Genomic DNA, 23,686 nt, shown 5'->3' on the forward strand with positions numbered 1-23,686 from the left:
GATCCTGTACCTCTCCGGCGGCAACCAGCAGAAAGCCATTCTTGGCCGCTGGCTGTCGATGCCGATGAAGGTCCTGCTGCTGGACGAGCCCACCCGCGGTATCGACATCGGTGCCAAGTCGGAGATTTACCAGATCATCCATAACCTGGCGGCCAGCGGCATTGCGGTGATCGTGGTGTCCAGCGACCTGATGGAGGTGATGGGCATTTCCGACCGCATCCTGGTGATGAGCGAAGGCGCCCTGAGCGGTGAACTGCCCCGCGCCCAAGCGGATGAAGCGCGCCTGTTGCAACTGGCGCTCCCGCGTTCGCGGGCTTGAAGAAATAAGAGGGGTTGGCTATGTCTGAAGTTAAAACTGCAAAGGGGTTCTGGCCGGGGTTCAACCAGCGCAAGTTTCTCGACGACTGGGTGATGCTGCTGGCAGCGTTGAGCATCTTTGTACTCAGCGCGGTATTTATCGACAACTTCCTTTCGCCACTGAACATGCGCGGCCTGGGGCTGGCGATATCCACGGTGGGCATCGCCGCGTGCACCATGCTGTTCTGCCTGGCGTCGGGGCACTTCGACTTGTCAGTGGGGTCGGTGATCGCTTGTGCCGGGGTGGTGGCGGGCATCGTGATCCGTGACACCGACAGCGTAGTACTCGGCGTGTCGGCGGCACTGGCCATGGGGCTGGTGGTGGGGCTGATCAACGGCATCGTGATTGCCAAGCTGCGCATCAATGCGTTGATTGCCACCTTGGCTACCATGCAGATCGTGCGCGGCCTGGCGTACATCTTCTCCAACGGCAAGGCAGTGGGGGTGATGAATGAAGATTTCTTCGTATTCGGCAATGGCCAACTGATGGGCGTACCGGTGCCAATCATCATCACTGTGCTGTGTTTCGTGTTCTTCGGTTGGCTGCTCAATTACACCACCTATGGGCGCAACACCATGGCCATTGGTGGTAATCAGGAAGCCGCGCTGCTGGCCGGGGTGAATGTCGATCGCACCAAGATCATCATCTTTGCCGTGCACGGTTTGATCGGCGCATTGGCCGGGGTGATTCTCGCGTCGCGCATGACCTCGGGCCAGCCGATGATCGGCCAGGGTTTCGAGCTGACGGTGATCTCTGCGTGCGTGCTGGGCGGGGTATCGCTGAGCGGCGGCATCGGCATGATTCGCCACGTGATTGCCGGGGTGCTGATCCTGGCGATCATCGAGAACGCGATGAACCTGAAGAACATCGACACGTTTTACCAGTATGTGATCCGGGGTTCGATCCTGCTGCTGGCGGTCATCATCGACCGCATGAAGCAACGCTAATGTTCGCCCTGTGAAGATTAAACTGTGGGAGCTGGCTTGCCTGCGATAGCGGGCTGTCAGCCAGCCTATCTTTAACTGACCCACCGCCATCGCAGGCAAGCCAGCTCCCACCTTGGATCTCCTGTGTTCAGGAGGGCGGTATTTGCCATAATGCCGCTCGTTTTCGTACTACCACATAGGCCCGATATGCAGGAAAACGCCCACACCCCCGTCAAAGACGCCGCCCCCACCGGTACCCAAACCCTGTTGCGTGGCCTGGGCGTGGTGCACGCGGTGGCGGCTGGTGCGCGGGATCTGAAAGAGATTGCCCGGCGTATCGGCACTACCCGTAGCACCACCCACCGCCTGGCCAGTTGCCTGGTCGAGGAGCGTTACCTGCGCGTGGTGCCGCAGGTTGGTTACCTGCTGGGGCCAAAGTTGATCGAGCTGGGCTTCCAGGCCCGCGAAGAGCTACCGTTGGTAAGCCTGGCGGTACCCTATCTGGACGAGTTGTCGGCGCTCACCGGCGACACCATCCACCTGGCGATCCGTGAATACGACGATGTGCTTTACCTGCACAAGAACCCTGGCCGCAATGGCCCGGAAATGCGCTCGCGGGTCGGCCACCGTATGCCGCTGGCGCGCACCGGTATCGGCAAGGCGTTGTTGCTGGATGATTCGCCGCAGGAGTGGCAGCGCCTGTACCACGCCAGCTTGCCGGCGACGGGCAAAAGCCTGCAATGGCCGCAGCACCCGGAGCAATCCTGGGCGCAGTTCGAACAGCGCATGGGCGAGTATGTAGCGGGCGGGTATGCGTTCGACCTGGAAGACAACGAACCGTCGATTCGCTGTGTAGCCGCACCGGTGCGCGATGCCGGCGGGCGAATTGTCGCCGGCATCAGCATCGCCAGTACCGTGCCCTACATGCCGCTGGAGAAAATGGCCGAGCTGATCCCTGTGATCAAACAGGTCGCAGCCCGGCTGTCAGCGGAGTTGGGCGCCAAAGCCTGATCAGGCTTTGAGGCTCGCCATGTCGATAACGAAGCGGTACTTCACGTCACCGGCGATCATGCGCGTGTAAGCCTCGTTGATCTGGCGGATGTCGAGCATTTCGATGTCGCAGGTGATGTTGTGCTCGGCGCAGAAATCCAGGACTTCCTGGGTTTCGGCAATGCCGCCGATCAGCGAACCGGCCAGCACTTTACGGCCCAGCACCAGTTTCGCGGCGTTGACGGGCGGGTCTACCGGCTCGATCAGGCCGACCAGGATATGCACGCCGTCAAAGCGCAGTACATCGAGGTAGGGGTTCAGGTCGTGCTGCACCGGGATGGTATCGAGCAGGAAGTCGAAGTGCCCGGCAGCGGCCTTCATCTGCTCGGCATCGGTGGACACGATCACATGGTCGGCGCCCTGACGGCGGCCTTCCTCAGCCTTGCTCGCCGAGCGTGTGAACAGCGTCACCTCGGCGCCCATGGCCTTGGCGAACTTGATGCCCATATGGCCCAGGCCGCCCATGCCGAGAATCCCGACTTTGTCGCCGGCCTTCACGCCGTAGTGCTTGAGCGGCGAGTAGGTGGTGATGCCTGCGCACAGGATCGGCGCAGCGCTGGCCAGGTCGAGCTTGGCCGGGATCTTCACCACGAAGTGTTCGCTGACTACGATGCTGTCGGAGTAGCCGCCCATGGTGTTGCTGCCATCCACGCGGTCCGGGGTGGCGTAGGTCATGGTCGGGCCTTCGAGGCAGTATTGCTCAAGGTCTGACTGGCAGGCTTCGCAGTGGCGGCACGAATCCACCATGCAGCCCACGCCAACCAGATCACCGACTTTATGCGCGGTGACGTTGGCGCCGACGGCGGTGACCTTACCGACAATTTCATGGCCCGGCATCAGCGGGTACACGGCAATGCCCCACTCGTTGCGAGCCTGGTGAATATCGGAGTGGCACACGCCGCAGTAGAGGATCTCGATGGCCACGTCATCGACACGCGGGCTGCGGCGTTCAAACGACATAGGGGCGAGGGGAGTGGTGGCCGACTGGGCGGCATAACCGATGGCGGTGAACATGAAGAAACCTCGCAAAAAAGCAATGACAAGTGAGGCGAGCCATTCTGCGTACCGAGCGCACCGGCGGCCATGGCGATTGCTCCGAGTCTCATGCCTATTCGTCCGGCACTGCCTCAAGTTTGGATGTATTGGTCGCCAGACCTGCGATGATGCTCTCATCCCTAATTCGCGAAGTTTTTTGCCATGTTGCTGACCCGCCATCTCGATGCCAATGCCACCCTGGTCGCCTTGATTGAGGGCCTTGCATCCCGCGACGGTTTTTCCCCGACTCACCTGCCCGGTGTAAAGGTATTGCGCGCCAGTTGCGATGTGGCGCGGGGGCCACAGATCTACGAGCCGAGCCTGATGTTCGTGGCCCAAGGCAGCAAAGTCGCGTACCTGGGCCCGCGTACCCTGGAGTATGGTGCCGGGCATTATCTGATCCAGGCGATGCCGGTGCCGTTCGAGTGCGAGACCTTTGCCATGGCGCCCGATGCGCCGCTGTATGGCGTGACGGTGGGCATCGACCGGGTGGTGTTGGGCGAGTTGGTGATTGCGATGGGTATGCAGGCCGGGCCGCCGCCTACGGCGCAGACGTTGGAGTCGATGAGTTCGGTGGTGCTCGATGACGCCATGCGTGGATGCGTCGAACGGCTGTTGCAGTGCCTGCACGATCCGCTGGAAAGCCGGATCATGGGCCCGGCGCGGGTGCGCGAATTGTTGTTCACCGCCTTGCGCGGGCCGCAGGCGGATGTGCTGCGTGCATTGGTGGAACAACAGGGGCAGTTTTCGCGCATCGCCACCTCATTGAATCACCTGCATGCCCATTATGCCGAACCGCTGAATATCGAGACGCTGGCCGGGTATGCGCACATGAGTGCGTCGACCTTTCATGAACATTTCAAGCGTTGCACCTTGTTGTCGCCGGTGCAGTACCTCAAGCGCCTGCGACTATTGAAGGCCCAACAGTTGCTGCTGGTGGAGGGCATGAGCGTGGCGCAGGCGGCGCACAGCGTGGGGTACCAGAGTACGTCGCAGTTCAGTCGCGAATATAAGCGTTACTTTTTGCGTAACCCTGGTGAAGAGCGAGCCGCCTGAGTCTGCCGGGTACGCCTGCCAGATAAGCCTTGCTTGCATGAACATCGAATAGGGGGGCAATACCTGATAACTGTTTAAGCGCGGTGGCAACGGAACTGCTCTGGCTCGTTATGGTTACAGGGTTTGCAGGCAGTGCAGAAACGGATTGCTGAGTGCTGATAAGCATCGTATGAGTGAGGGGCTGAACTTTCACGCGCACTACCTCCTTGGTCCCAGACGCTAATTCGCCTGGTGCAAAGCCTTGCCCGAGGGCTTATCAGCCAGCGTGTTGAATATGCTGGTCGAATTGGAAAACGCCAGCATTGCTCACAATGATTTGGCCGCAAGGAATATTCTTTACGACGCCAATACTCGCAAGTGTTATCCGGTGGATTTTGGTTCGGCGAAGACGGCAGGGGTTAACCTGGCACAGTCCGATGACCGCAACAGTATTTGGGAGCTGAGGGAACAGATTCAATCGGATAACCAATCTTTTGAAGAAATGGTCGAATTGTTGGAGTCGTTGAAAACCAATGCCGTCAGTTGAGCCGATCAGCGATTTCAGCACCGCTGACAGCACGTCCACCGGCTGAATCGAAGAAGCCATTGATTCAGCCGGTGCAGCCTGATCGTAGAACCACTATTCGAGCGGCCTTACATATTCGGGTAAGTCGGCCCGCCCGCACCTTCCGGCGTCACCCAGGTAATGTTCTGCGAAGGGTCCTTGATGTCACAGGTCTTGCAGTGCACGCAGTTCTGGGCGTTGATCTGGAAGCGCTTCTCGCCGTCCTCCTTGGTCACCACCTCATACACGCCGGCCGGGCAGTAGCGCTGCGCCGGTTCATCGTAGAGCGGCAGGTTGGTGCCGATCGGGATGCTCGGGTCTTTGAGCTTCAGGTGGCACGGCTGTTCTTCTTCATGGTTGGTACCGGAGATGAACACCGAGCTCAGTTTGTCGAAGCTCAGCTTGCCGTCGGGTTTGGGGTAAGCGATCTTCTGGCTGTCTTTGGCCAGCTTCAGGCAGGCGTAGTCCGGCTTGGTGTCGTGCAGGGTGAAAGGAATCTTGCCGCCGAAAATGTTCTGGTCGAGCCAGTTGAAACCGCCGCCGATGATCGCGCCGAACTTGTGCACGGCCGGGCCGAAATTGCGGCTGGCGAACAGTTCTTCGTACAGCCAGCTGGCTTTGAAGCTGTCGACATACGCGGTCAGTTCATCACCCCCTTCGGATTCGGCAAACAGGCGGTCGGCCACGGCGTCGGCGGCGAGCATGCCGGACTTCATGGCGGTGTGGCTGCCCTTGATCTTGGCGAAGTTCAGGGTGCCGAGGTCGCAACCGATCAGTGCACCGCCCTTGAAGACCATCTTTGGCAACGAGTTCAACCCGCCTTTGCAGATCGCGCGGGCGCCGTAGCTGACCCGCTTGCCGCCTTCCAGGTATTGGGCCAGCACCGGGTGGTGCTTGAGGCGCTGGAATTCATCGAAGGGCGAAAGGAAGGTATTGCTGTAGGACAGGTCGACGATCAGACCGACCACGACTTGATTGTTTTCCAGGTGATAGAGGAACGAGCCACCGGTGTTCTCGTTACCCATGATGTCCAGCGGCCAACCGGCGGTGTGCACCACCAGGCCTGGCTGGTGCTTGGCTGGATCGATTTCCCAGATTTCCTTGAGGCCGATGCCGTAGTGCTGGGCGTCGGCGTCGCTGTCCAGGTTGAAGCGCTGGATCAGTTGCTTGCCGATGTGTCCACGGCAACCCTCGGCGAACAGAGTGTATTTGCCACGCAGCTCCATACCTGGGGTGTACAGGCCGTCTTTGGGCTTGCCTTCGCGGTCGACGCCGAGGTCGCCAGTGATGATCCCGCGCACCACGCCGTTTTCATCGAACAGGGCTTCCTGGGCGGCGAAGCCTGGGTAGATTTCCACGCCCAGGTTTTCGGCCTGCTGGGCCAGCCAGCGGCACAGGTTGCCCAGGGAAATGATGTAGTTGCCTTCGTTGTGCATGGTCTTGGGCACAAAGAAGTCGGGAACCTTGGTGGAAGTATCGCCGCTGCGCAGTACATAGATGTCATCGCGCACCACCGGGGTGTTGAGCGGGGCGCCGAGCGCTTTCCAGTCCGGGAACAGTTCGTTCAGGGCGCGGGGTTCAAACACGGCACCGGAGAGGATGTGGGCGCCGACTTCGGAGCCTTTCTCGACCACGCAGACGCTGATTTCCTTACCGGCTTCGGCGGCCTTCTGCTTCAGTCGGCAGGCGGCAGACAGGCCAGCCGGGCCGGCGCCGACGATGACCACGTCGAATTCCATGTATTCGCGTTCCACAGGCTATCTCCTACTCAAGGCTCAACAGGCTTTTTTTTCTAATGGGTGGAGGTTCGGTAGCGTCATGCACAACGGCACGACCCACCTGTCTCTCTAGGTGGCGCATTATATATAGACCACTGGCAGCGTCCAATACAAACGTTTGTTTGAATTGCCCGCAGCCTAGGTAAATCAAAGCAACGGGGCTTATGACTGACCATTTTGCCGTATTGACCAGAATAGGCGTTCCGGTCAAGATACGGTCGGTTTCGCGCTTCCCGTAGGCAGACTGCAGGTTTCAAGAGCACGTCCAAAGGTAAGCTGGTGTGCAGTTTACACGCCGCGATAAAGAATGACCTCTCAGTCACCGCTGACGAACGGTCATCATTTTCCCGTGTGCAAGGCCACTGCCGAGGTCTTTGGAGGTGCCCTTGTGTGCCGATGAGCATCAACCGCCAGGTTCGCCTAGGCGACTTTCTTTTCACCGGAGAGTAACGAGGAATCCATGAAGGTTCTTGTAGCTGTCAAACGCGTTGTCGATTACAACGTGAAAGTTCGCGTCAAGGCGGACAATTCCGGCGTCGACCTTGCTAACGTCAAGATGTCGATGAACCCTTTCTGCGAAATCGCTGTGGAAGAAGCCGTACGCCTGAAAGAGAAAGGCGTTGCGACTGAAATCGTCGTGGTGTCCATCGGTCCGACCACTGCCCAAGAGCAGCTGCGTACCGCTCTGGCCCTGGGCGCCGACCGCGCCATTCTGGTGGAGTCCGCTGAAGAACTGACTTCCCTGGCCGTTGCCAAACTGCTCAAGGCCGTTGTCGACAAGGAACAGCCTCGGTTGGTGATCCTGGGCAAACAAGCCATCGACAGCGACAACAACCAGACTGGCCAGATGCTGGCTGCACTGACCGGTTACGGCCAGGGTACCTTTGCTTCGAAAGTCGAAGTGAGTGGCGACAGTGTTGCGGTCACCCGTGAAATCGACGGCGGCGCCCAGACGGTTTCCCTGAAACTGCCGGCCATCGTCACCACCGACCTGCGTTTGAACGAGCCGCGCTATGCGTCCCTGCCAAACATCATGAAAGCCAAGAAGAAGCCGCTTGAATCGGTGACTCCGGATGCTTTGGGCGTTTCCACCGCCTCCACCAACAAGACCATCAAAGTTGAAGCGCCGGCTGCACGCAGCGCAGGCATCAAGGTCAAGTCGGTGGCTGAACTGGTCGAGAAACTGAAAAACGAAGCGAAGGTGATCTGATCATGGCTATCCTCGTAATCGCTGAACACGACAACAAGGTGCTGGCCCCGGCCACCCTGAACACCGTGGCTGCCGCCGCTAAAATCGGTGGTGACATCCACGTACTGGTTGCAGGCCAAGGCGCTGGCGCCGTGGCTGAAGCGGCTGCAAAAATTGCAGGCGTGAGCAAAGTCCTGAACGCTGACAATGCCGCTTACGCACATCAGTTGCCGGAAAACGTGGCTCCTCTGGTTGCAGAGCTGGGCAAAAGCTACAGCCACATCCTGGCTGCCGCTACTTCCAACGGCAAAAACATCCTGCCACGCGTTGCCGCGCAGCTGGACGTTGACCAGATCTCCGAGATCATTTCGGTAGAAAGTGCTGACACCTTCAAGCGCCCGATCTATGCCGGTAACGCCATCGCTACCGTGCAGTCCAACGCCTCGGTCAAGGTCATCACCGTACGCGCCACCGGTTTCGACCCGGTTGCCGCCGAAGGTGGTTCGGCCGCCGTTGAAGCCGTCTCCGCTGCCCACGACGCGGGTACTTCCAGCTTTGTTGGCGAAGAGCTGGCCAAGTCGGACCGTCCTGAACTTACCGCCGCCAAGATCGTCGTTTCCGGCGGGCGTGGCATGCAGAATGGTGACAACTTCAAACACCTGTACGCCCTGGCCGACAAGCTGGGCGCTGCGGTCGGCGCTTCCCGCGCAGCCGTGGACGCAGGCTTTGTACCCAACGACATGCAGGTCGGCCAGACCGGCAAGATCGTTGCGCCACAGCTGTACATTGCCGTCGGTATTTCCGGTGCGATCCAGCACTTGGCCGGTATGAAAGACTCCAAGGTGATCGTTGCGATCAACAAGGACGAAGAAGCACCGATCTTCCAGGTGGCCGATTACGGCCTGGTGGCGGACTTGTTCGAAGCCGTACCAGAGCTTTCGAAGCTGGTCTAATCCAGCTGCTTCACTTATAAAGAGCCCGGTCTTATGACCGGGTTTTTTTTTACTTATCAGGAGAACCTTGCCATGGAGTTGCGCCCCTGGACTTTACTGCTGGGCCTCACGCTGCTGCCGAGCCTGTCATTCGCCGCCGGCAAATGCGAACGCCTGGTGATCACCGGCAGCCCGGACGCACCGCCCTTGCTGTGGCGCGACCCCCAGGACCCCACGCACCTGATCGGCGCTACCGCCGACGTGTTGCAACAAGTGGGCAAGGACCTTGGGTTGAAAATCGACCTGCTCTACGGCGGCAAACGCTCCCTGGCCTTGGATGAGGCGCGCAGCGGGCGCATGGATATTCTCGCTGATGCTCCACTGAATCTCGGTGAGCTGGACAACTTCGACTACATCCATCCGGCGTTGATGCAGACCGACTACCTGGTCTGGACGCGCAGGGAGTCGCCGCTGGCCTATACCACGGCGGCTGACCTGCACGGCCACAAGGGCGCGGTATCGGAGCGCGCCCGTTTGAGCACTGAATTCGAAACCTTCGCCGGCCAACAGCTCAGCCTGCAACGCCTGCCGAATCTCACGCCGGCGTTCCAGAAACTGTTACTGGGGGAGGTGGACTACGTGCTGGCGGGACGCTATTCCGGCATGGCCATGGCCCAGACCTTGGGCATGAGTAACGACTTGGTTGCCCATGAGGTGCCTGTCGATCAGCCCGGGTTGTACCTGGCGATTTCCCATAACTCGGCGTGCAATGATCCTTGGCTGCGCGGACAGCTGACCAAAAAGATGACAGAATTGCCCGCGTCCGGTGTCGCGCAAGCCGCGCTGCAGCGCAATCTGGAGCGCTGGAAAGCGCAATTGCAACAACCCGTCGGCACCCCAACAAAGTAGGGATTTACAGTGATTTTTCGACCTCTTTTCGCGGCCCTCGCCGTTGTCGCTCTGGCGGGATGTGCAACCGATCCTGCGCCGAATGAACAAATGCGCCTGACCCAGCAAGCCCTGGAGCAAGCCAACGCGGTCGGGGTCAACGCCGATGAATCGCCCGAACTGAAACTGGCCGAAGAAAAATTCGCCAGGGCCAAGTCCAACATGGCCGACCAATCCTACAAGCGCGCGCGTATGCGGGCCGAGCAGGCCGAGCTGGATGCGCGCCTGGCCGAGGCAAAAGTGCTGACCGCCAAGAGCCAGGAACAATTGAACGTGCTTAATACCCGTATCACTCGCCTGCGCAAGCAACTGCAATTGGGAGACGCGCAATGAGCCCGATGATCCGTGGTTTGAGCTGTGCGTTGCTCTTGGGCAGCGCGGCACTGGGCGGATGCGCCAGCCAGCCCAGCAGCGAGCAGGCATTGCAACAGGCGGGCGATGACTTCCAGAAGGTCAAGGAAGACTCCAATGTGCTGCGCTTTGCGCCCAAGGATGTGATCCGCGCCGGCGAGTCCCTGGCCCGTGCCGATCGCCTGTCCAGCTACTGGGGCAGCGGCTCCGACGTGGTGCATTACGCCTACCTGAGCCAGCGCTACAGTGCCATCGCCCGCGAACACACCGAGCAGGGCCTCAATGCCGAGCGCGGCACCCAGCTCGAGTTGGAGCGTCAGCGCCTGCAACTGGCCCTGCGCGAAAACAAGCTGGCCAGTGTGCAGCAGCAGGGCAAGTGGGTTGAAGCGCAGATCGCCAGCCTCACCACCCAGACCGACCGAGGCCTGGTGATGACCCTGGGGGATGTGTTGTTCGATACCGGCGAAGCCGAACTGCAAAACTCGGCCAGCCGCACCGTGCTCAAGATCGTGCAGTTTCTGCAACTGAACCCCAAGCGTCGGGTGCGTATCGAGGGCTATACCGACAACACCGGGGGCGAGCAGGAGAACCTCAAACTGTCTCGTGACCGCGCCCAATCGGTGGCAGACCTGTTGATGGACCTGGGTGTCGACGACAAGCGTATCGAAGTCCAGGGTTACGGTGATCAATACCCGGTGGAAGCCAATGCCTCCGAGCGTGGCCGCGCGCAGAACCGCCGGGTGGAAATCGTGTTCTCTGACGAGAAGGGCCAACTGGGTGCCGCTCGCTAAAGTCTGACGCAATTGCATGTGGGAGGGGGCTTGCTCCCGATAGCGGTAGTTCAGTTGCAACATCTTCGACTGATACACCGTCATCGGGAGCAAGCCCCCTCCCACATTTTGTCACGCGTACTCCCTCACAGTTTTTGCTGTCACTACGGTTCGCGCTCGATTATTGTGTTAACTGTCCCCGTACACTTCTAAACTGTGCTGGTATGTTTCACACAAAAATAAAATAGCCGTGAAATCGAGTGCTGCGTCATGACCAATCTGTTGCTTTACCAACGTATTGCCCAGCAACTGGCTGAGGATATCCGGCGCGGTGTCTACCAACCGGGAGAGCGCGTGCCCTCTGTGCGCAAGATGAGCTCCCAGCTCAATGTGAGCCATGCCACGGTGTTGCAGGCCTACGCCAACCTGGAAGACCAGGGGTTGATTCGGGCGCGGCCGCAATCGGGTTATTACGTGCACCAGACCCCGGCACTCACGGCGCCGACGCCAGACATCGCCCGGGTCGAGCGCCCGGGGCTGGTCACCCGCAGCAGCATCATCCAGCAGGTGTTGGTCGAGTCACGCCGTGAAGGCGTATTCCCCCTGGGCGCTGCGGTGCCGAGTGTGGACTACCTGCCGGTACGGGCGCTGCACCAGCAGTTGGCCAAGGTCACGCGGTTCCAGAGCCCACGGGCCTTCAGCTACATGTTCAGCCCCGGCTTTGAACCGTTGCGTCGCCAGGTGGCGATCCGAATGCGCGATGCCGGCGTAGTCGTGGATCCGTCCGAAGTGGTGATCACCCACGGTTGCGTCGATGCGTTGCAGATGTCCTTGCGCGTGCTGACCCGGCCCGGCGACTTGATCGCCGCCGAATCACCGACTTACTACGGCTTGCTGCAACTGGCCGATTTGCTCGGCCTCAAAGTCATTGAGATCCCCAGCGACCCCGCCACAGGCATGAGCCTGGAAGCCCTGCAATTGGCGGCCAACCAATGGTCGATCAAAGCGTTGGTGCTGACCACGCGCCTGAGCAACCCCTTGGGCGGCACCATGCCGGAGGAGCGGCAGAAGCAATTGCTGCGCCTGGCGTCGGATTTCGATATCCAGATCGTCGAGGACGATATCTATGGCGAGCTGATGTTCGAACTGGGCCGCACCAAGGCCCTGAAAGCCTATGACCGTCTTGACCGGGTCATCTATTGTTCGAGTTTTTCCAAGACCTTGTCCCCGGGCGTGCGCATCGGCTGGATGATCGCCGGCAAGTACCAGCAGGAGATTCAGCGCCTGCAAATGTTCAGCACTCACTCCGCCTGCAGCGTCACGCAGATGGGCGTGGCGGCGTACCTGGAAAACGGCGGCTACGACCGTCACCTGCGTTACATTCGCCAGGAATACCGCAAGAACCTCAGCGCCTTCCAGCTGGCGGTGCAGCAATATTTCCCCGAAGGCACCCAGATGACCCGTCCGACCGGCGGCTTTATCCTGTGGGTCAGTTTGCCGGGGCGGGTCAATACCCAGGAGCTGCACGTGCGTGCCCTGCAACAGGGCATCAGCATTGCACCAGGGCTGATCTTCAGTAATACCGAACAGTTCAACCACTGCATCCGTCTCAATTGCGGCACCCCGTGGAACCGCGAGGCAGAGCGGGCGTTGATGACCCTGGGCATGCTTGCCAGCCAGCTGTGCCAGGAAACTGCAGCAGGCTTTTGAGGGGGGCAGAGGGGACAACATTGATCTGCGCCCTTGTCATGCCACGCACAACAAGCGAGCATATGGCCTTCTGCCGTTAATGCTGTTGGCGATATGACGTCTATTTTCCGTGTAACTTTGGTGATTGGCCTGTTAAGCCTGTGCAACGTCTGCACTGTGCTGGCTGCAACGCCGGTGGCTGACGTTAAGCCCGCCGCAAGTGCCGAGCAGAAAACGTCGGCCAAGCAGCCAACGCCCGCAAAAAAAGCCCCAGCCACCGTGAAAAAAGCGGTGAAGACCAAAAAGCGCGCACCTGTGGCGAGCAAGTCCAAGTCGGCCCATGAAGTGGCCCAGACCAAACTGCCACCGGCACAGTTGGACCTGTCCCTGCCTTCGGACATGGTCAGGCACTTGCAGCCGATCGGCACCATGCCCAAACCCAAGAGCGTGCCCTTGCTGCCGCCGATGTTTGGCGAAAAGCCCACCGATAACAGCGCGTTCCAGATCAACGGCCGCTTGCTCAGCAATGAGATGAAGCTGCAACTGCGTAACGATGAGCGTCGCGATGTAGAAGGCGCCGCGCTGGATTTCGAATTCAAGCAATAAACTGTTCAGTCACAGGTGACCCGGGTTGCCGACCATCTGTCGTAGACTGGTCGGTCATCTTTGTTTTGTGCGAAAAACCCCTGTTGGACCATTTTAAAACGGCTGTTTAAGGGCGTACTCTAGCCCGGCCATCCTATTGAGTCGTCGAGGACCTGCTGGTCATGAAATGCCGTGAAGGCTGTGGCGCATGCTGCATCGCCCCCTCCATCAGTTCACCGCTGCCGGGAATGCCCCAGGGCAAACCTGCAGGCGTGCGTTGTCTGCACCTGTCGGTGGAACAACTGTGCCAGCTGTTCGGTCAACCGGAACGTCCGGCGGTGTGCAGTGATTTCAAGGCGGATATCGAGGTCTGCGGTAACGACCAGGCCGATGCGATTCGCTTGATCGGCTGGTGGGAGCAAATGACGGCGGCTTGATGGGCTTTACTATCGGAACTTCAACAACAAGGAATACAACGATGGGTTCGCTGAAACGAATGGCTGTGGTGTGCGGTTTTACGATGATGTTCGCGGCCACTGCCCAGGCTGAGGATTGGCAAGTTGCCAAGGACGAAGACGGCATCAAGATTTCGCTGAGCGAAATGGCCGGCTCCAAGTACAAAGCCTATCGCGGTGTCACAGTGATCAAGGCGCCTGTCGCCAAAATCCAGGCTTTGCAGGAAGACGTCGCGGGGGCCTGCGCGTGGATCCATGAATGCAAATCCCAGAAACTCGTCGACAAGAAAGGCGACGAGGCATGGACCTACACCCAGTTCAAGGCGCCGTTCCCTGTGACGGATCGTGATTCGTATATCCACGTCACCACCACCAAAGCCGCTGACGGTAGCGTTACGCGCAAGCTGGTAGGCGTGCCGACTTACAAGCCTGAAGAAAAAGGCTACGTGCGAGTGGCCCAGGTTGATGGCTTCTGGAAACTGGTGCCCAAAGGTGCCAATGAAACTGAAGTGACCTACCAGGTACACACCGAGCCAGGCGGCAGCGTACCGTCGTGGTTGGCCAACAAGTTCGTGGTGGACGCGCCGTTCAACACCTTGAAAGCCCTGAAGGAACACGCTGAAAAATAAGCGCTGTTGATCAGGTGCCTCCGGGCTTGAGTGGAACGTTTGGCGAGCCCTCAAGGTCCAGATAAATGTAAGCCCACCAATGGGTTTTATCGAGGAGGCACCGATGCAAAAGTGGCAGATTACCTTCGTTGATGATCACGGTGTGAAGTCCGTGGAGCAGTTCACCTGCGAACAAAAGCCCAGCCTCGAAGATGCGGCGCATTTGATTCGCAACAAGCTGGTGCCAGTGGCTGCCGAGCTCGACCTCAATGATCTCGAGGGCCGTAAGCCCGAGCCAACGGTAAAGATTCTTAAAGACCAGAACAGTATTCAGATTCTCGATATTTCTCCCTCCGTCTGAATATTCCCTGTCTGCCTTTCAAGCACCTCTGGTGGAGGTGATAGCTTCGCGCTACTCTGCAATCGAGATCAGCGAATGAATCGCTAAGGTCTGGTCTTGTCAGCTACATGCTTGTTTTCCAGCGGTGTTGTTCCTGCCGTAGTACTCGCGCCAGCAGGGCGCGAGCTTCGGGAAGCACGGAAAGTCTATCCATCATTTGAGGAGCACTTTTCATGAGCACAGCCTATCAAGAAGACATCAGCACCAACGTTCTGCGCCGCATGAAAGAAGGCGGTTTTGATTTTTCGCGTTTTCACCCCATCGAGTTCTACGCCATTTTCCCGGATGAGGAACGGGCGCGCAGGGCTGCGGGTCGATTTCGTGGAGAGTCCCTGAATGCCCAGGTCAGTGCGCGCGATGACGGCGCCTGGTACCTGGAGCTGAGCAAGGTCATGTTCGCCACCTACGACGGTATAGGAGACTTTGAGCAAGACTTTGAAGCGGTGGTCGAACCGCTCGGCGGCATCATCGAAGGATGGGGCGTCAAGCAGGAGGTGCGTGGGTTACCCATGTAGCAAGTGTTATGAGCAGCGCAGCGTATCGGCTGACCTTTGGGTCGGCCGTTTTTGTTTGCAGGGCTGCACATCGCAGTCTTGCGCGCAAAAAAAACCACCCGGATAGGGTGGCGGAAAGGGAACCTTGAGGAGTAAATCAGTACAACAGGTAACACATTACCGATTGCGCAAAAGCGTTGGCTGTAGGACATCTCCTGATCAGCTGATGGAAGCGATTATGTGCGGTGTCCGCCGAGCCGTGAAATCAACTCTGACTATGCTGTTGATAGTCAAAGCGCGCGTTGCAATGAAGCACCCCACATCACAGCGGGCGTTCTGCGCACCAGGACGGTGCGGCGAAGCCGCTTGGTTTATTCAACTCATTGATAACCAAGTGTTTATGTCGATGGCACGGGCCTTGCGAAGGTTCTTGCGTCCCAGTGACAAGGAGTACGGCATGATCCGCACTTATTACGATGAAATGTACGATGGGGCAGGGCAGGTGCGCGCCCATTACCGCGAGTTCGCCCGCTGGCTCGCCGATACCCCTGCCGAACTGCTGGCCCAGCGTCGGCGCGAAGCCGATTTGCTGTTCCACCGCGCCGGCATCACCTTCACCCTCTACGGAGACGAGCAGGGCACCGAACGCCTGATCCCCTTCGACACCATCCCGCGCAGTATTCCCGCCAGTGAATGGCGGATCGTCGAACGTGGATGTATCCAGCGGGTCAAGGCGTTGAACATGTTCCTCACCGACCTGTATCACGAACAGCGCATCATCAAGGCCGGTATCGTGCCCGCCGAACAGGTGCTGGCCAACGAGCAATACCAGTTGGCGATGCAGGGGTTGGATCTGCACCGCGATCTGTATTCCCACATCTCTGGGGTAGACCTCGTACGTGATGGCGATGGCACCTACTACGTGCTGGAAGACAACCTGCGCACGCCCAGCGGTGTCAGCTACATGCTCGAAGACCGCAAGATGATGATGCGTCTGTTCCCCGAGTTGTTCGCCGCCCAGCGCATCGCGCCCATCGACCATTACCCCAACCTGCTGCTCGATACCCTCAAAAGCGCCAGCCCTCTGGATAACCCCAGCGTGGTGGTGCTGACCCCGGGGCGCTTCAACAGTGCGTTCTTTGAGCATGCCTTCCTGGCCCGGGAAATGGGTGTGGAACTGGTGGAGGGCGCGGATTTGTTTGTGCGTGATGATCGCGTGTTCATGCGCACCACCGACGGCCCCAAGGCTGTCGATGTGATCTACCGCCGCCTCGACGATGCTTTCCTCGACCCCTTGGCATTCAACCCCGACTCGATGCTCGGTGTCCCTGGCCTGCTTGCGGCCTATCGCTGTGGCAATGTGGTGCTGGCCAATGCCATCGGCACCGGGGTCGCGGACGATAAATCGGTGTATCCGTTCGTGACAGAAATGATCCGTTTCTATCTGGATGAAGAACCGATCCTGCAGAACGTTCCGACTTTTCAATGCCGCAAGCCTGACGAACTGTCCCACGTACTGGCTAATCTGCCCGACCTGGTGGTCAAGGAAACCCAGGGCTCCGGTGGCTACGGCATGTTGGTTGGCCCGGCGTCCACGACGGCCGAAATCGAAGCGTTCCGTGCGCGTATCAAGGCCAAGCCCCACGCCTATATCGCACAGCCGACCCTGTGCTTATCCACCTGCCCGACCTTCGTCGAAAACGGTATCGCGCCCCGGCATATCGACCTGCGCCCGTTCGTGTTGTCCGGCAAGGAAACCCGGGTGGTGCCTGGCGGCCTGACCCGCGTGGCGCTGCGCGAAGGTTCGCTGGTGGTCAACTCGTCCCAGGGCGGCGGCACCAAAGATACCTGGGTGGTCGAGGACTGATGCCATGCTGAGTAGAACTGCCTCGGATTTGTACTGGATGTCTCGCTATCTGGAACGCGCAGAAAACCTCGCGCGTATGCTGGATGTCAGCTATTCGCTGTCGCTGATGCCCCAGGATGGGCGCGGCGATGGCCTGCACGAACTGGCCATGCCGTTGTTGATCACTGGCACGCTGGAGGATTATCACGAGCGTCATGGCGAACTTCATGCCGAACGGCTGCTGCATTTTTTCGCGCTGGATGCGGCCAACCCGGCCAGCATCTACAGCTGCCTTGGCGCCGCGCGGGCCAGCGCCCATGCGGTGCGTGGGCGTATTACCGCCGACATGTGGGAAAACATCAACGCCACCTGGCTGGACATTCGTGACATCGCCCAGCAAGGGCTGAGCCACTACGGTATGAGCCGGTTTTGTGAGTGGGTCAAGGAGCGTTCCCACCTGTTCCGCGGCGCCACCTACGGCACCATCATGCGTAACGATGCCTTCCGCTTTATCCGCCTGGGTACCTTTATCGAGCGCGCCGATAACACCCTGCGCCTGCTGGATGCCCGCTATGAAATGGCCGGCGACCAGGCGGCGGTCAGCGATGGCACCGCTCACGCGTATTACCAGTGGAGCGCATTGCTGCGTGCGCTGTCGTCATTCGAGGCGTACACCGAAATTTATCGTGATGCCCCAGGTGCCCGGCAGGTTGCCGAGCTGCTGCTGTTACGTGCTGATGTCCCGCGTTCACTGCGGGCGTGCAGTGAAGAGATCGACCAGATCCTCGCCAGCCTGCCCGGTCTTAACGGCCGCCCGGCCCAGCGCCTGGCCGCCGAGATGGATGCGCGCCTGCGCTTCACCGCCATCGACGAAATCCTTGAGGAAGGCCTGCACGCCTGGCTGACCGACTTTATCCCCTTGGTCCGCCAGTTGGGCGACGCCATCTACAGTTCCTACCTGGAGGCGGCATGAGACTCTCCATCAGCCACGAAACCACCTACCACTACGAAGACCAGGTACGTGCCAGCATTCAATACCTGCGCCTTACACCCCACGACAGTGAGCGCCAGCACGTGCTCAGCTGGCAACTCGACCTGCCGCGCCCGGTGCGCGCCCAAGTAGACCCCTTCGGCAACATCCTGCATGTGCTGACCCTGGATGAACCCCACGACGCCATCATCATCGGAGCCCGCGGCCAGGTAGAAATTGATGAGTTGCGCGAGGCCGAGCATGAAAGCCAGTCGCCCTTTCCGTTCCTGCGCAGCACGCGCCTCACCGAGCCCGACGAAGCCTTGCGCCGGTTTGCCGAACAACACTGCCATCAGCGTCGCGACCGCACCGCGTTGATCGACCTGATGCAGGCCCTCAACCAAGCGATGATCTACACGCCAGGTGCGACTGCCGTCGATACCTGCGCCGCCCACGCCTTCGCGGGCGCGGCGGGCGTGTGCCAGGACCACACCCATGCGTTCCTGGCCTGCGCGCGCAGCCTGGGGATTGCTGCGCGGTATGTGTCGGGGTATTTGTACACCGAAGACAGCGCGCACCTGGCCAGCCATGCCTGGGCCGAAGCCTGGCTGGATGGCGCCTGGTACAGCTTTGACGTGACCAACCAACTGGCCCGTCCGGAGCGGCATTTGAAGCTCGCCGTGGGCCTGGACTACCTCGACGCCTGCCCGGTACGCGGTATGCGCCGTGGCGGCGGGCATGAGCAGATGCATGCCAAGGTATTTGTAGCCCCGACCTTGGTTTCCGTGCAGCAGCAATAAACTTCCTGAGCACAGCGGGCCAGATGTGGGAGGCTTAAGGTTGCTGTTTACGCCCCGCCATATGCTGCAAATACCCCACCAGCAAATCCAGTTCGTGGTCTGGCAACACGCTGGCGGCAAACGCCGGCATCTTGGCCTGTGGCCAGTGCCTCAGGCTTTGTGGGTCGCGGATGTAGCGCTTGAGGAAATCGCCACCGAAATACTCGGTCGGGTTATAGGGAATATTCAGGTCCGGCCCCATTTGCGCATCGCCGGCACCATTGAGGCGATGGCAAGCCAGGCAGTTCTTCTGGAATAACGCAAAGCCTTGGTTCACCGGGTCATCCGCCGCCAGCTTCGGGTCGGGCAGCAACGCTGGAAAGCGCTCGGCGACCGTCTGCAATTGCTTGATCGTGGAAATCTGGAAGGGCCATTGTTCCGGGCTGATATGCCCGGCTTGGGGGTTGGTCCACACCAGGTAGAACGGCCCGGCGCTGGGTTTTCCTTGCGCCAGCGCCGGCCACGGATGGGCCGGGTCTTCCACGGCCAGCCAGGCGCGTGCACCGGTTTTTTCCAACAAGGGCGCGGCGGTGAGTTCGGCGGCAAAGCCATCAAGGGCAACGGCTTGCAGGTGGTTCGCAGGCTTCAGGCCCGGCAGGAGTACCGCCAGGGGCACCGCGCGATAGGTCATGTCGCGCTTGTAAGACACGTCGTCGACGATTTGTACGTCCTGCGCCTCGGGGTGCTTGAGCAACTGCGCGGTCTGCCAGGTCTTGCTGGCGTGGTCCAGCTCAATGGTCAATTGCGCAGCCGCAGCGGGTAGGCTCAGCAAAGCAGTAAAAAAAGCGAGGATCAGTTTCAAGGCACAGGCCCGACGATAAATGGCGATAGCGCACAAGATACCCGAAACGCACAGGTAAAAAGACAGCGCCCGCAACGGTAGCGCTAAGCGCAGTATCCCGGCAGGTGCTGCCAAACGCTGCTGGTCCGGTGCTGTGTGAGCACGAAGACCGGGTGCTGGGTCGTCACCCGATAACCTTGGTTAAATTGGGCAAGATCAGAATCAGTGTGGTGGCGAACAGAATAAGTCCCGCCTGACGTACTTTCGAATGTTTGAACATGGCTGACTGCCTATTTGTTGTTATTCCTGAGCGTCAAATGCGTGCCGGTTTATTTCAGTATCGCGAGATGACATTGCACTTTTCTTACAACTGCTCCAGCAAAACCCGGCAGCAGTGTCCTACAGGTTCAACCTTAGAGCGCCCGATCTTCTTCGCTTAGATCCATTTCATATCAGCTAATCAGCATTTGCGCTAAAAACGGCATGAGGCTTATTGCCATCTTGGCGCGAGCCCTAGGGCTAGACAGCTAAAACGATTAATCAGGTAATTCCCGTAGCTACCTACCGTTCGTCCGAGCGAGGGGGTCAAAAGCAATGAGCGCATCCGTCATTGAAACCGTGTCAATCGGGCCTAAGGTAGGGGGCATACACCCACAGCGGTTCGAGGATGTCATGACCCAAGCTTTGATCTTTGATGCGATACGCACGCCCCGGGGCAAAGGCAAGGCCGATGGTGCCTTGCACAGCGTCAAACCGGTAAACCTGGTGGCCGGCTTGCTCAGGGCGCTGGCACAACGCAGCGACCTCGACACCCGCCAAGTGGATGACATCGTCCTGGGCTGCGTCACGCCGGTGGGCGACCAGGGCGCCGATATCGCCAAGACCGCCGCCCTGGTGGCGGACTGGGACATCAGCGTCGCCGGCGTCCAGGTCAATCGCTTCTGCGCCTCGGGGCTGGAAGCAGTCAACCTGGGGGCAATGAAAGTGCGTTCCGGCTTCGAAGATCTGGTCGTGGTGGGTGGCGTCGAATCCATGTCCCGCGTGCCCATGGGCAGCGATGGCGGCGCCTGGGTGCTCGACCCGCAAACCAATATGCACAGCCACTTCACCCCTCAAGGTATTGGCGCTGACCTGATTGCCACGCTGGAAGGGTTCACTCGCCAGGATGTGGACAGCTTTGCCCTGCAGTCACAACAGAAGGCCGCCAGGGCGCGGGCGGACGGTTCCTTCAACAAGTCGTTGATCGCGGTGCAGGATCAGAACGGCATCGTGCTGCTGGATCATGACGAATTTATCCGCGGCGACTCGACCCTCGAAGGCTTGGGCAAGCTCAAGCCCAGCTTCGAAATGATGGGCCAGATGGGCTTTGATGCTACCGCGCTGCGGGTCTACAGCCATGTGGAACGCATTGACCATGTGCACACACCGGGCAACAGCTCCGGCATCGTTGATGGCGCGGCATTGATGTTGATCGGCTCCGAGGCCAAGGGGCGCGAGTTGGGCCTGCAACCGCGGGCGCGCATTGTCGCCACGGCAGTCACCAGCACCGACCCGACCATCATGCTCACCGGCCCCGCACCCGCCACCCGCAAGGCGCTGGCCAAGGCCGGCCTGCGGGTAGAAGACATCGACCTGTTCGAAGTCAACGAGGCGTTTGCCTCGGTGGTGCTCAAGTTCATCAAAGACATGGGCATCGACGCCGCACGGGTCAACGTCAACGGCGGCTCTATAGCCATGGGCCACCCGTTGGGCGCCACCGGTTGCGCAATCCTCGGCACCTTGCTCGACGAGCTGGAGGTGCGCCAGCAACGCTACGGCCTGGCCACCCTGTGTGTCGGCGGTGGCATGGGAATCGCCACCATCATCGAACGCCTCTGAGCCCAAGGAATTTGTCATGACCGATGCCATTCGTTACGAAAAAGGCCAGGACCAGATCGTGGTACTGACCCTGGACATGCCCGGCCAGAGCGCCAACACCATGAACGCCGTCTACCGCGAAGCGATGGCGGCCACCGTCACGCGCCTGGAAGCAGAAAAGGACCAGATTGCCGGGGTGGTGATCACCTCGGCCAAGAAGACCTTTTTTGCCGGTGGCGACCTCAATGAGCTGATCAAGGTCGACAAGGCCCACGCCAAGGATTTCCATGACAGCGTGCTGGTGTTGAAGGCGCAGTTACGCCGCCTGGAAACCCTCGGCAAGCCGGTGGTGGCCGCGATCAATGGCGCGGCCTTGGGCGGTGGCTGGGAAATTTGCCTGGCCTGCCATCATCGGGTCGCGCTGGACGACAAGTCCGTGCAGTTGGGCCTGCCCGAAGTCACCCTTGGCCTGTTGCCGGGCGGCGGCGGGGTGGTGCGCATGGTGCGGATGCTGGGCCTGGAAAAGGCCCTGCCGTATTTGCTCGAGGGCAAAAAAGTCCGGCCAGCCCAGGCACTGCAAGCAGGCTTGATTGATCAATTGGCGGCTGATCGCGATGAGCTGCTGGCCAAGTCCCGCGCCTGGATTCTCGCCAATCCCGAGGCCAGGCAACCCTGGGACAACAAGGGGTATCAGATCCCTGGCGGCACGCCGTCCAACCCCAAAGTCGCGCAGATGCTCGCCATTGCCCCGTCGATGTTGCGCAGCAAAACCAATGGCTGTTTCCCGGCACCGGAGAAAATCCTCTGCGCCGCCGTTGAAGGTGCCCAAGTGGATTTCGACACCGCACACCTGATCGAAACCCGCTACTTCACCGAACTGGTGACCGGGCAGGTGGCGAAAAACATGATCGGCACCTTCTGGTTTCAGCTTAATGAAATCAATGCCGGCAGCTCACGCCCACAGGGTTTTGCCCCTCACGTCACCCGTAAGGTCGGTGTGCTCGGCGCCGGGATGATGGGTGCGGGCATCGCCTATGTCAGTGCCTGTGCGGGGGTCGAGGTGGTGCTCAAAGACATCAATCTCGCCGCCGCCGAAAAGGGCAAAGCCCATAGCGCTGCCTTGCTGGACAAGAAAGTCAGCCGTGGGCAATTGACCGCCGAACAGCGCGAGGCCACCCTGGCGCGCATTCACCCTACGCAGGATGACGCTGACCTGGCCGGTTGCGACCTGATCATCGAGGCCGTGTTCGAAGACCGCGAACTCAAGGCCAGGGTCTCGGCCGCCGCACAAAGCGTGGTCGGTGCCGATGCGGTGATCGCCTCCAACACTTCCACCTTGCCCATCAGCGGCCTGGCCACGGCGGTGCCGGACCAAACCAGGTTTATCGGTCTGCACTTCTTCAGCCCCGTGGACAAGATGCCCCTGGTGGAAATCATCAAAGGCACCCACACCAGCGATGAGACCCTGGCCCGCGGTTTCGATTTCGTCCTGCAAATCAAGAAAACCCCGATTGTGGTCAACGACAGCCGTGGCTTCTTCACCTCGCGGGTCTTTGGCACCTTCACCAACGAAGGCATTGCCATGCTCGGCGAAGGCGTGGCCGCGCCGATGATCGAGACCGAAGCGCGCAAGGCCGGGATGCCGGTGGGGCCGCTGGCGGTGTCCGATGAAGTGTCCCTCAGCCTGATGAGCCATATCCGACAGCAAACCGCCAAGGATCTGCAGGCCGAAGGCAAGGCACTGCCGAATCATCCGGCGACAGCGGTGATTGATTTGCTGGTGAATGAATACAAGCGCACCGGCAAGGCGGCGGGCGGCGGTTTTTACGATTACCCCGCCGGTGGTCAGAAGCACCTGTGGCCAGAGTTGAAAGCCCGGTTCGAACGGCCCGGCAATCGAATTTCACCCCAGGACGTGCGCGACCGCTTGCTGTTTATCCAGGCCATCGAAACCGTGCGCTGCGTGGAGGAGGGCGTGTTGATGTCCACGGCTGACGCCAACGTCAGTTCGATCTTCGGCATCGGCTTCGCCGCGTGGAGTGGCGGCGCGCTGCAGTTTATCAACCAGTACGGGCTGAACGATTTTGTCGCCCGCGCTCGTTATTTGGCCGAAGAGTATGGGGAGCGCTTCTCACCACCGACGTTGTTGCTGGAGAAAGCGGCACAGGGCGAAGTGTTCGGCTGAGCAAAATGTGGGTGGGGAGCTTGCCTTGAGGGTGTATTTC

23 protein-coding genes and 1 pseudogene are annotated in these 23,686 nt (G+C 59.8%); 21 read left to right on the forward strand and 3 right to left on the reverse strand.

Features of this window, described 5'->3' with window-relative positions:
* The 3 genes and pseudogenes from araG to J1G33_RS10765 all read left to right on the forward strand — a co-directional run.
* A pseudogene (gene araG, locus J1G33_RS10755) lies at positions 1–319 on the forward strand (L-arabinose ABC transporter ATP-binding protein AraG); the annotation flags it as partial.
* A 20-nt stretch (positions 320–339) separates the two neighbouring features.
* A complete protein-coding gene (gene araH, locus J1G33_RS10760; RefSeq protein WP_005790489.1) occupies positions 340–1,305 on the forward strand; it encodes an L-arabinose ABC transporter permease AraH in 966 nt (321 codons plus the stop codon).
* A gap of 186 nt (positions 1,306–1,491) precedes the next feature.
* Positions 1,492–2,295 carry an IclR family transcriptional regulator gene (locus J1G33_RS10765; protein ID WP_032879879.1) on the forward strand — a complete coding sequence of 268 codons (804 nt, stop codon included), beginning with the start codon at positions 1,492–1,494 and terminating at the stop codon, positions 2,293–2,295.
* Here the strand turns inward: J1G33_RS10765 and J1G33_RS10770 are convergent, their stop codons facing one another.
* On the reverse strand, positions 2,296–3,348 hold the full coding sequence (locus tag J1G33_RS10770; RefSeq protein WP_148852854.1) for an NAD(P)-dependent alcohol dehydrogenase: 1,053 nt from the start codon (positions 3,346–3,348) through the stop codon (positions 2,296–2,298).
* 183 nt (positions 3,349–3,531) lie between these two features.
* Between J1G33_RS10770 and J1G33_RS10775 the strand changes: the two genes are divergently transcribed.
* A complete protein-coding gene (locus J1G33_RS10775; RefSeq protein WP_032879881.1) occupies positions 3,532–4,425 on the forward strand; it encodes an AraC family transcriptional regulator in 894 nt (297 codons plus the stop codon).
* 241 nt (positions 4,426–4,666) lie between these two features.
* Entirely contained in the window at positions 4,667–4,951 is a 285-nt protein-coding gene (locus J1G33_RS10780; protein WP_223018078.1) for a hypothetical protein, read from the forward strand.
* A gap of 107 nt (positions 4,952–5,058) precedes the next feature.
* Here J1G33_RS10780 and J1G33_RS10785 read toward each other — a convergent pair whose 3' ends face one another.
* Complete coding sequence (locus J1G33_RS10785) at positions 5,059–6,723, reverse strand: electron transfer flavoprotein-ubiquinone oxidoreductase (protein WP_032879883.1); 1,665 nt, start codon at positions 6,721–6,723, stop codon at positions 5,059–5,061.
* Between the two features lie 484 nt (positions 6,724–7,207).
* On the opposite strand from J1G33_RS10785, the gene J1G33_RS10790 reads away from it, so the two are divergent.
* The 14 genes from J1G33_RS10790 (at position 7,208) to J1G33_RS10855 (ending at position 18,784) form a co-directional block, all read left to right on the forward strand.
* Entirely contained in the window at positions 7,208–7,957 is a 750-nt protein-coding gene (locus tag J1G33_RS10790) for an electron transfer flavoprotein subunit beta/FixA family protein (RefSeq protein ID WP_223018079.1), read from the forward strand.
* 2 nt (positions 7,958–7,959) lie between these two features.
* Entirely contained in the window at positions 7,960–8,889 is a 930-nt protein-coding gene (locus J1G33_RS10795) for an FAD-binding protein (RefSeq protein ID WP_032879884.1), read from the forward strand.
* A gap of 72 nt (positions 8,890–8,961) precedes the next feature.
* Positions 8,962–9,777: a transporter substrate-binding domain-containing protein gene (locus J1G33_RS10800; RefSeq protein WP_032881257.1), complete on the forward strand. Its 816-nt coding sequence runs from the start codon at positions 8,962–8,964 to the stop codon at positions 9,775–9,777.
* A gap of 9 nt (positions 9,778–9,786) precedes the next feature.
* Entirely contained in the window at positions 9,787–10,149 is a 363-nt protein-coding gene (locus tag J1G33_RS10805) for a DUF4398 domain-containing protein (RefSeq protein ID WP_005790472.1), read from the forward strand.
* Positions 10,146–10,958 carry an OmpA family protein gene (locus J1G33_RS10810; protein ID WP_005790469.1) on the forward strand — a complete coding sequence of 271 codons (813 nt, stop codon included), beginning with the start codon at positions 10,146–10,148 and terminating at the stop codon, positions 10,956–10,958. Before J1G33_RS10805 ends, J1G33_RS10810 begins: the two co-directional genes overlap by 4 nt.
* Before the next feature lie 249 nt (positions 10,959–11,207).
* A complete protein-coding gene (locus J1G33_RS10815; protein ID WP_005790467.1) occupies positions 11,208–12,647 on the forward strand; it encodes a PLP-dependent aminotransferase family protein in 1,440 nt (479 codons plus the stop codon).
* 93 nt (positions 12,648–12,740) lie between these two features.
* Entirely contained in the window at positions 12,741–13,232 is a 492-nt protein-coding gene (locus tag J1G33_RS10820) for a translation initiation factor 2 (protein WP_078822081.1), read from the forward strand.
* 161 nt (positions 13,233–13,393) lie between these two features.
* Positions 13,394–13,648, forward strand: coding sequence for a YkgJ family cysteine cluster protein (locus tag J1G33_RS10825; protein ID WP_005790462.1), 255 nt, complete (start codon positions 13,394–13,396; stop codon positions 13,646–13,648).
* 41 nt (positions 13,649–13,689) lie between these two features.
* Positions 13,690–14,295, forward strand: coding sequence for an START domain-containing protein (locus J1G33_RS10830; RefSeq protein WP_032879886.1), 606 nt, complete (start codon positions 13,690–13,692; stop codon positions 14,293–14,295).
* Positions 14,296–14,398: 103 nt separating this feature from the next.
* Complete coding sequence (locus J1G33_RS10835) at positions 14,399–14,635, forward strand: hypothetical protein (protein ID WP_223018080.1); 237 nt, start codon at positions 14,399–14,401, stop codon at positions 14,633–14,635.
* A gap of 212 nt (positions 14,636–14,847) precedes the next feature.
* Positions 14,848–15,189 (forward strand): ribonuclease E inhibitor RraB, encoded by a 342-nt coding sequence (locus J1G33_RS10840; RefSeq protein WP_005790456.1) that lies wholly within the window; start codon positions 14,848–14,850, stop codon positions 15,187–15,189.
* A 436-nt stretch (positions 15,190–15,625) separates the two neighbouring features.
* Positions 15,626–17,035 (forward strand): circularly permuted type 2 ATP-grasp protein, encoded by a 1,410-nt coding sequence (locus J1G33_RS10845; RefSeq protein ID WP_223018081.1) that lies wholly within the window; start codon positions 15,626–15,628, stop codon positions 17,033–17,035.
* Positions 17,036–17,039: 4 nt separating this feature from the next.
* Positions 17,040–17,987: an alpha-E domain-containing protein gene (locus J1G33_RS10850; protein ID WP_005790452.1), complete on the forward strand. Its 948-nt coding sequence runs from the start codon at positions 17,040–17,042 to the stop codon at positions 17,985–17,987.
* On the forward strand, positions 17,984–18,784 hold the full coding sequence (locus J1G33_RS10855; RefSeq protein ID WP_223018082.1) for a transglutaminase family protein: 801 nt from the start codon (positions 17,984–17,986) through the stop codon (positions 18,782–18,784). Before J1G33_RS10850 ends, J1G33_RS10855 begins: the two co-directional genes overlap by 4 nt.
* A 34-nt stretch (positions 18,785–18,818) precedes the next feature.
* Here the strand turns inward: J1G33_RS10855 and J1G33_RS10860 are convergent, their stop codons facing one another.
* On the reverse strand, positions 18,819–19,625 hold the full coding sequence (locus tag J1G33_RS10860) for a cytochrome c (protein WP_078822079.1): 807 nt from the start codon (positions 19,623–19,625) through the stop codon (positions 18,819–18,821).
* Between the two features lie 651 nt (positions 19,626–20,276).
* Between J1G33_RS10860 and J1G33_RS10865 the strand changes: the two genes are divergently transcribed.
* Positions 20,277–21,482, forward strand: a complete 1,206-nt coding sequence (locus J1G33_RS10865) for an acetyl-CoA C-acetyltransferase (RefSeq protein ID WP_223018083.1) — start codon at positions 20,277–20,279, stop codon at positions 21,480–21,482.
* Positions 21,483–21,498: 16 nt separating this feature from the next.
* The gene (locus tag J1G33_RS10870) at positions 21,499–23,646 is read left to right on the forward strand and encodes a 3-hydroxyacyl-CoA dehydrogenase NAD-binding domain-containing protein (RefSeq protein ID WP_223018084.1); all 2,148 of its coding nucleotides are present in this window, start codon (positions 21,499–21,501) and stop codon (positions 23,644–23,646) included.
* The last annotated feature ends 40 nt before the right edge of the window (positions 23,647–23,686 follow it).

Source organism: Pseudomonas sp. P867, from assembly GCF_019891455.1.
Classification (GTDB): domain Bacteria; phylum Pseudomonadota; class Gammaproteobacteria; order Pseudomonadales; family Pseudomonadaceae; genus Aquipseudomonas; species Aquipseudomonas synxantha_A.

Coding starts and splice junctions, on each gene's coding strand:
- J1G33_RS10770 (WP_148852854.1), bottom strand. CDS start 3,348: ATGTTCACCGCCATCGGTTATGCCGCCCAGTCGGCCACCACTCCCCTC.
- J1G33_RS10790 (WP_223018079.1), top strand. CDS start 7,208: ATGAAGGTTCTTGTAGCTGTCAAACGCGTTGTCGATTACAACGTGAAA.
- J1G33_RS10870 (WP_223018084.1), top strand. CDS start 21,499: ATGACCGATGCCATTCGTTACGAAAAAGGCCAGGACCAGATCGTGGTA.
- J1G33_RS10840 (WP_005790456.1), top strand. CDS start 14,848: ATGAGCACAGCCTATCAAGAAGACATCAGCACCAACGTTCTGCGCCGC.
- J1G33_RS10810 (WP_005790469.1), top strand. CDS start 10,146: ATGAGCCCGATGATCCGTGGTTTGAGCTGTGCGTTGCTCTTGGGCAGC.
- araH (WP_005790489.1), top strand. CDS start 340: ATGTCTGAAGTTAAAACTGCAAAGGGGTTCTGGCCGGGGTTCAACCAG.
- J1G33_RS10865 (WP_223018083.1), top strand. CDS start 20,277: ATGACCCAAGCTTTGATCTTTGATGCGATACGCACGCCCCGGGGCAAA.
- J1G33_RS10815 (WP_005790467.1), top strand. CDS start 11,208: ATGACCAATCTGTTGCTTTACCAACGTATTGCCCAGCAACTGGCTGAG.
- J1G33_RS10835 (WP_223018080.1), top strand. CDS start 14,399: ATGCAAAAGTGGCAGATTACCTTCGTTGATGATCACGGTGTGAAGTCC.
- J1G33_RS10765 (WP_032879879.1), top strand. CDS start 1,492: ATGCAGGAAAACGCCCACACCCCCGTCAAAGACGCCGCCCCCACCGGT.
- J1G33_RS10830 (WP_032879886.1), top strand. CDS start 13,690: ATGGGTTCGCTGAAACGAATGGCTGTGGTGTGCGGTTTTACGATGATG.
- J1G33_RS10820 (WP_078822081.1), top strand. CDS start 12,741: ATGACGTCTATTTTCCGTGTAACTTTGGTGATTGGCCTGTTAAGCCTG.
- J1G33_RS10800 (WP_032881257.1), top strand. CDS start 8,962: ATGGAGTTGCGCCCCTGGACTTTACTGCTGGGCCTCACGCTGCTGCCG.
- J1G33_RS10855 (WP_223018082.1), top strand. CDS start 17,984: ATGAGACTCTCCATCAGCCACGAAACCACCTACCACTACGAAGACCAG.
- J1G33_RS10845 (WP_223018081.1), top strand. CDS start 15,626: ATGATCCGCACTTATTACGATGAAATGTACGATGGGGCAGGGCAGGTG.
- J1G33_RS10795 (WP_032879884.1), top strand. CDS start 7,960: ATGGCTATCCTCGTAATCGCTGAACACGACAACAAGGTGCTGGCCCCG.
- J1G33_RS10775 (WP_032879881.1), top strand. CDS start 3,532: ATGTTGCTGACCCGCCATCTCGATGCCAATGCCACCCTGGTCGCCTTG.
- J1G33_RS10850 (WP_005790452.1), top strand. CDS start 17,040: ATGCTGAGTAGAACTGCCTCGGATTTGTACTGGATGTCTCGCTATCTG.
- J1G33_RS10825 (WP_005790462.1), top strand. CDS start 13,394: ATGAAATGCCGTGAAGGCTGTGGCGCATGCTGCATCGCCCCCTCCATC.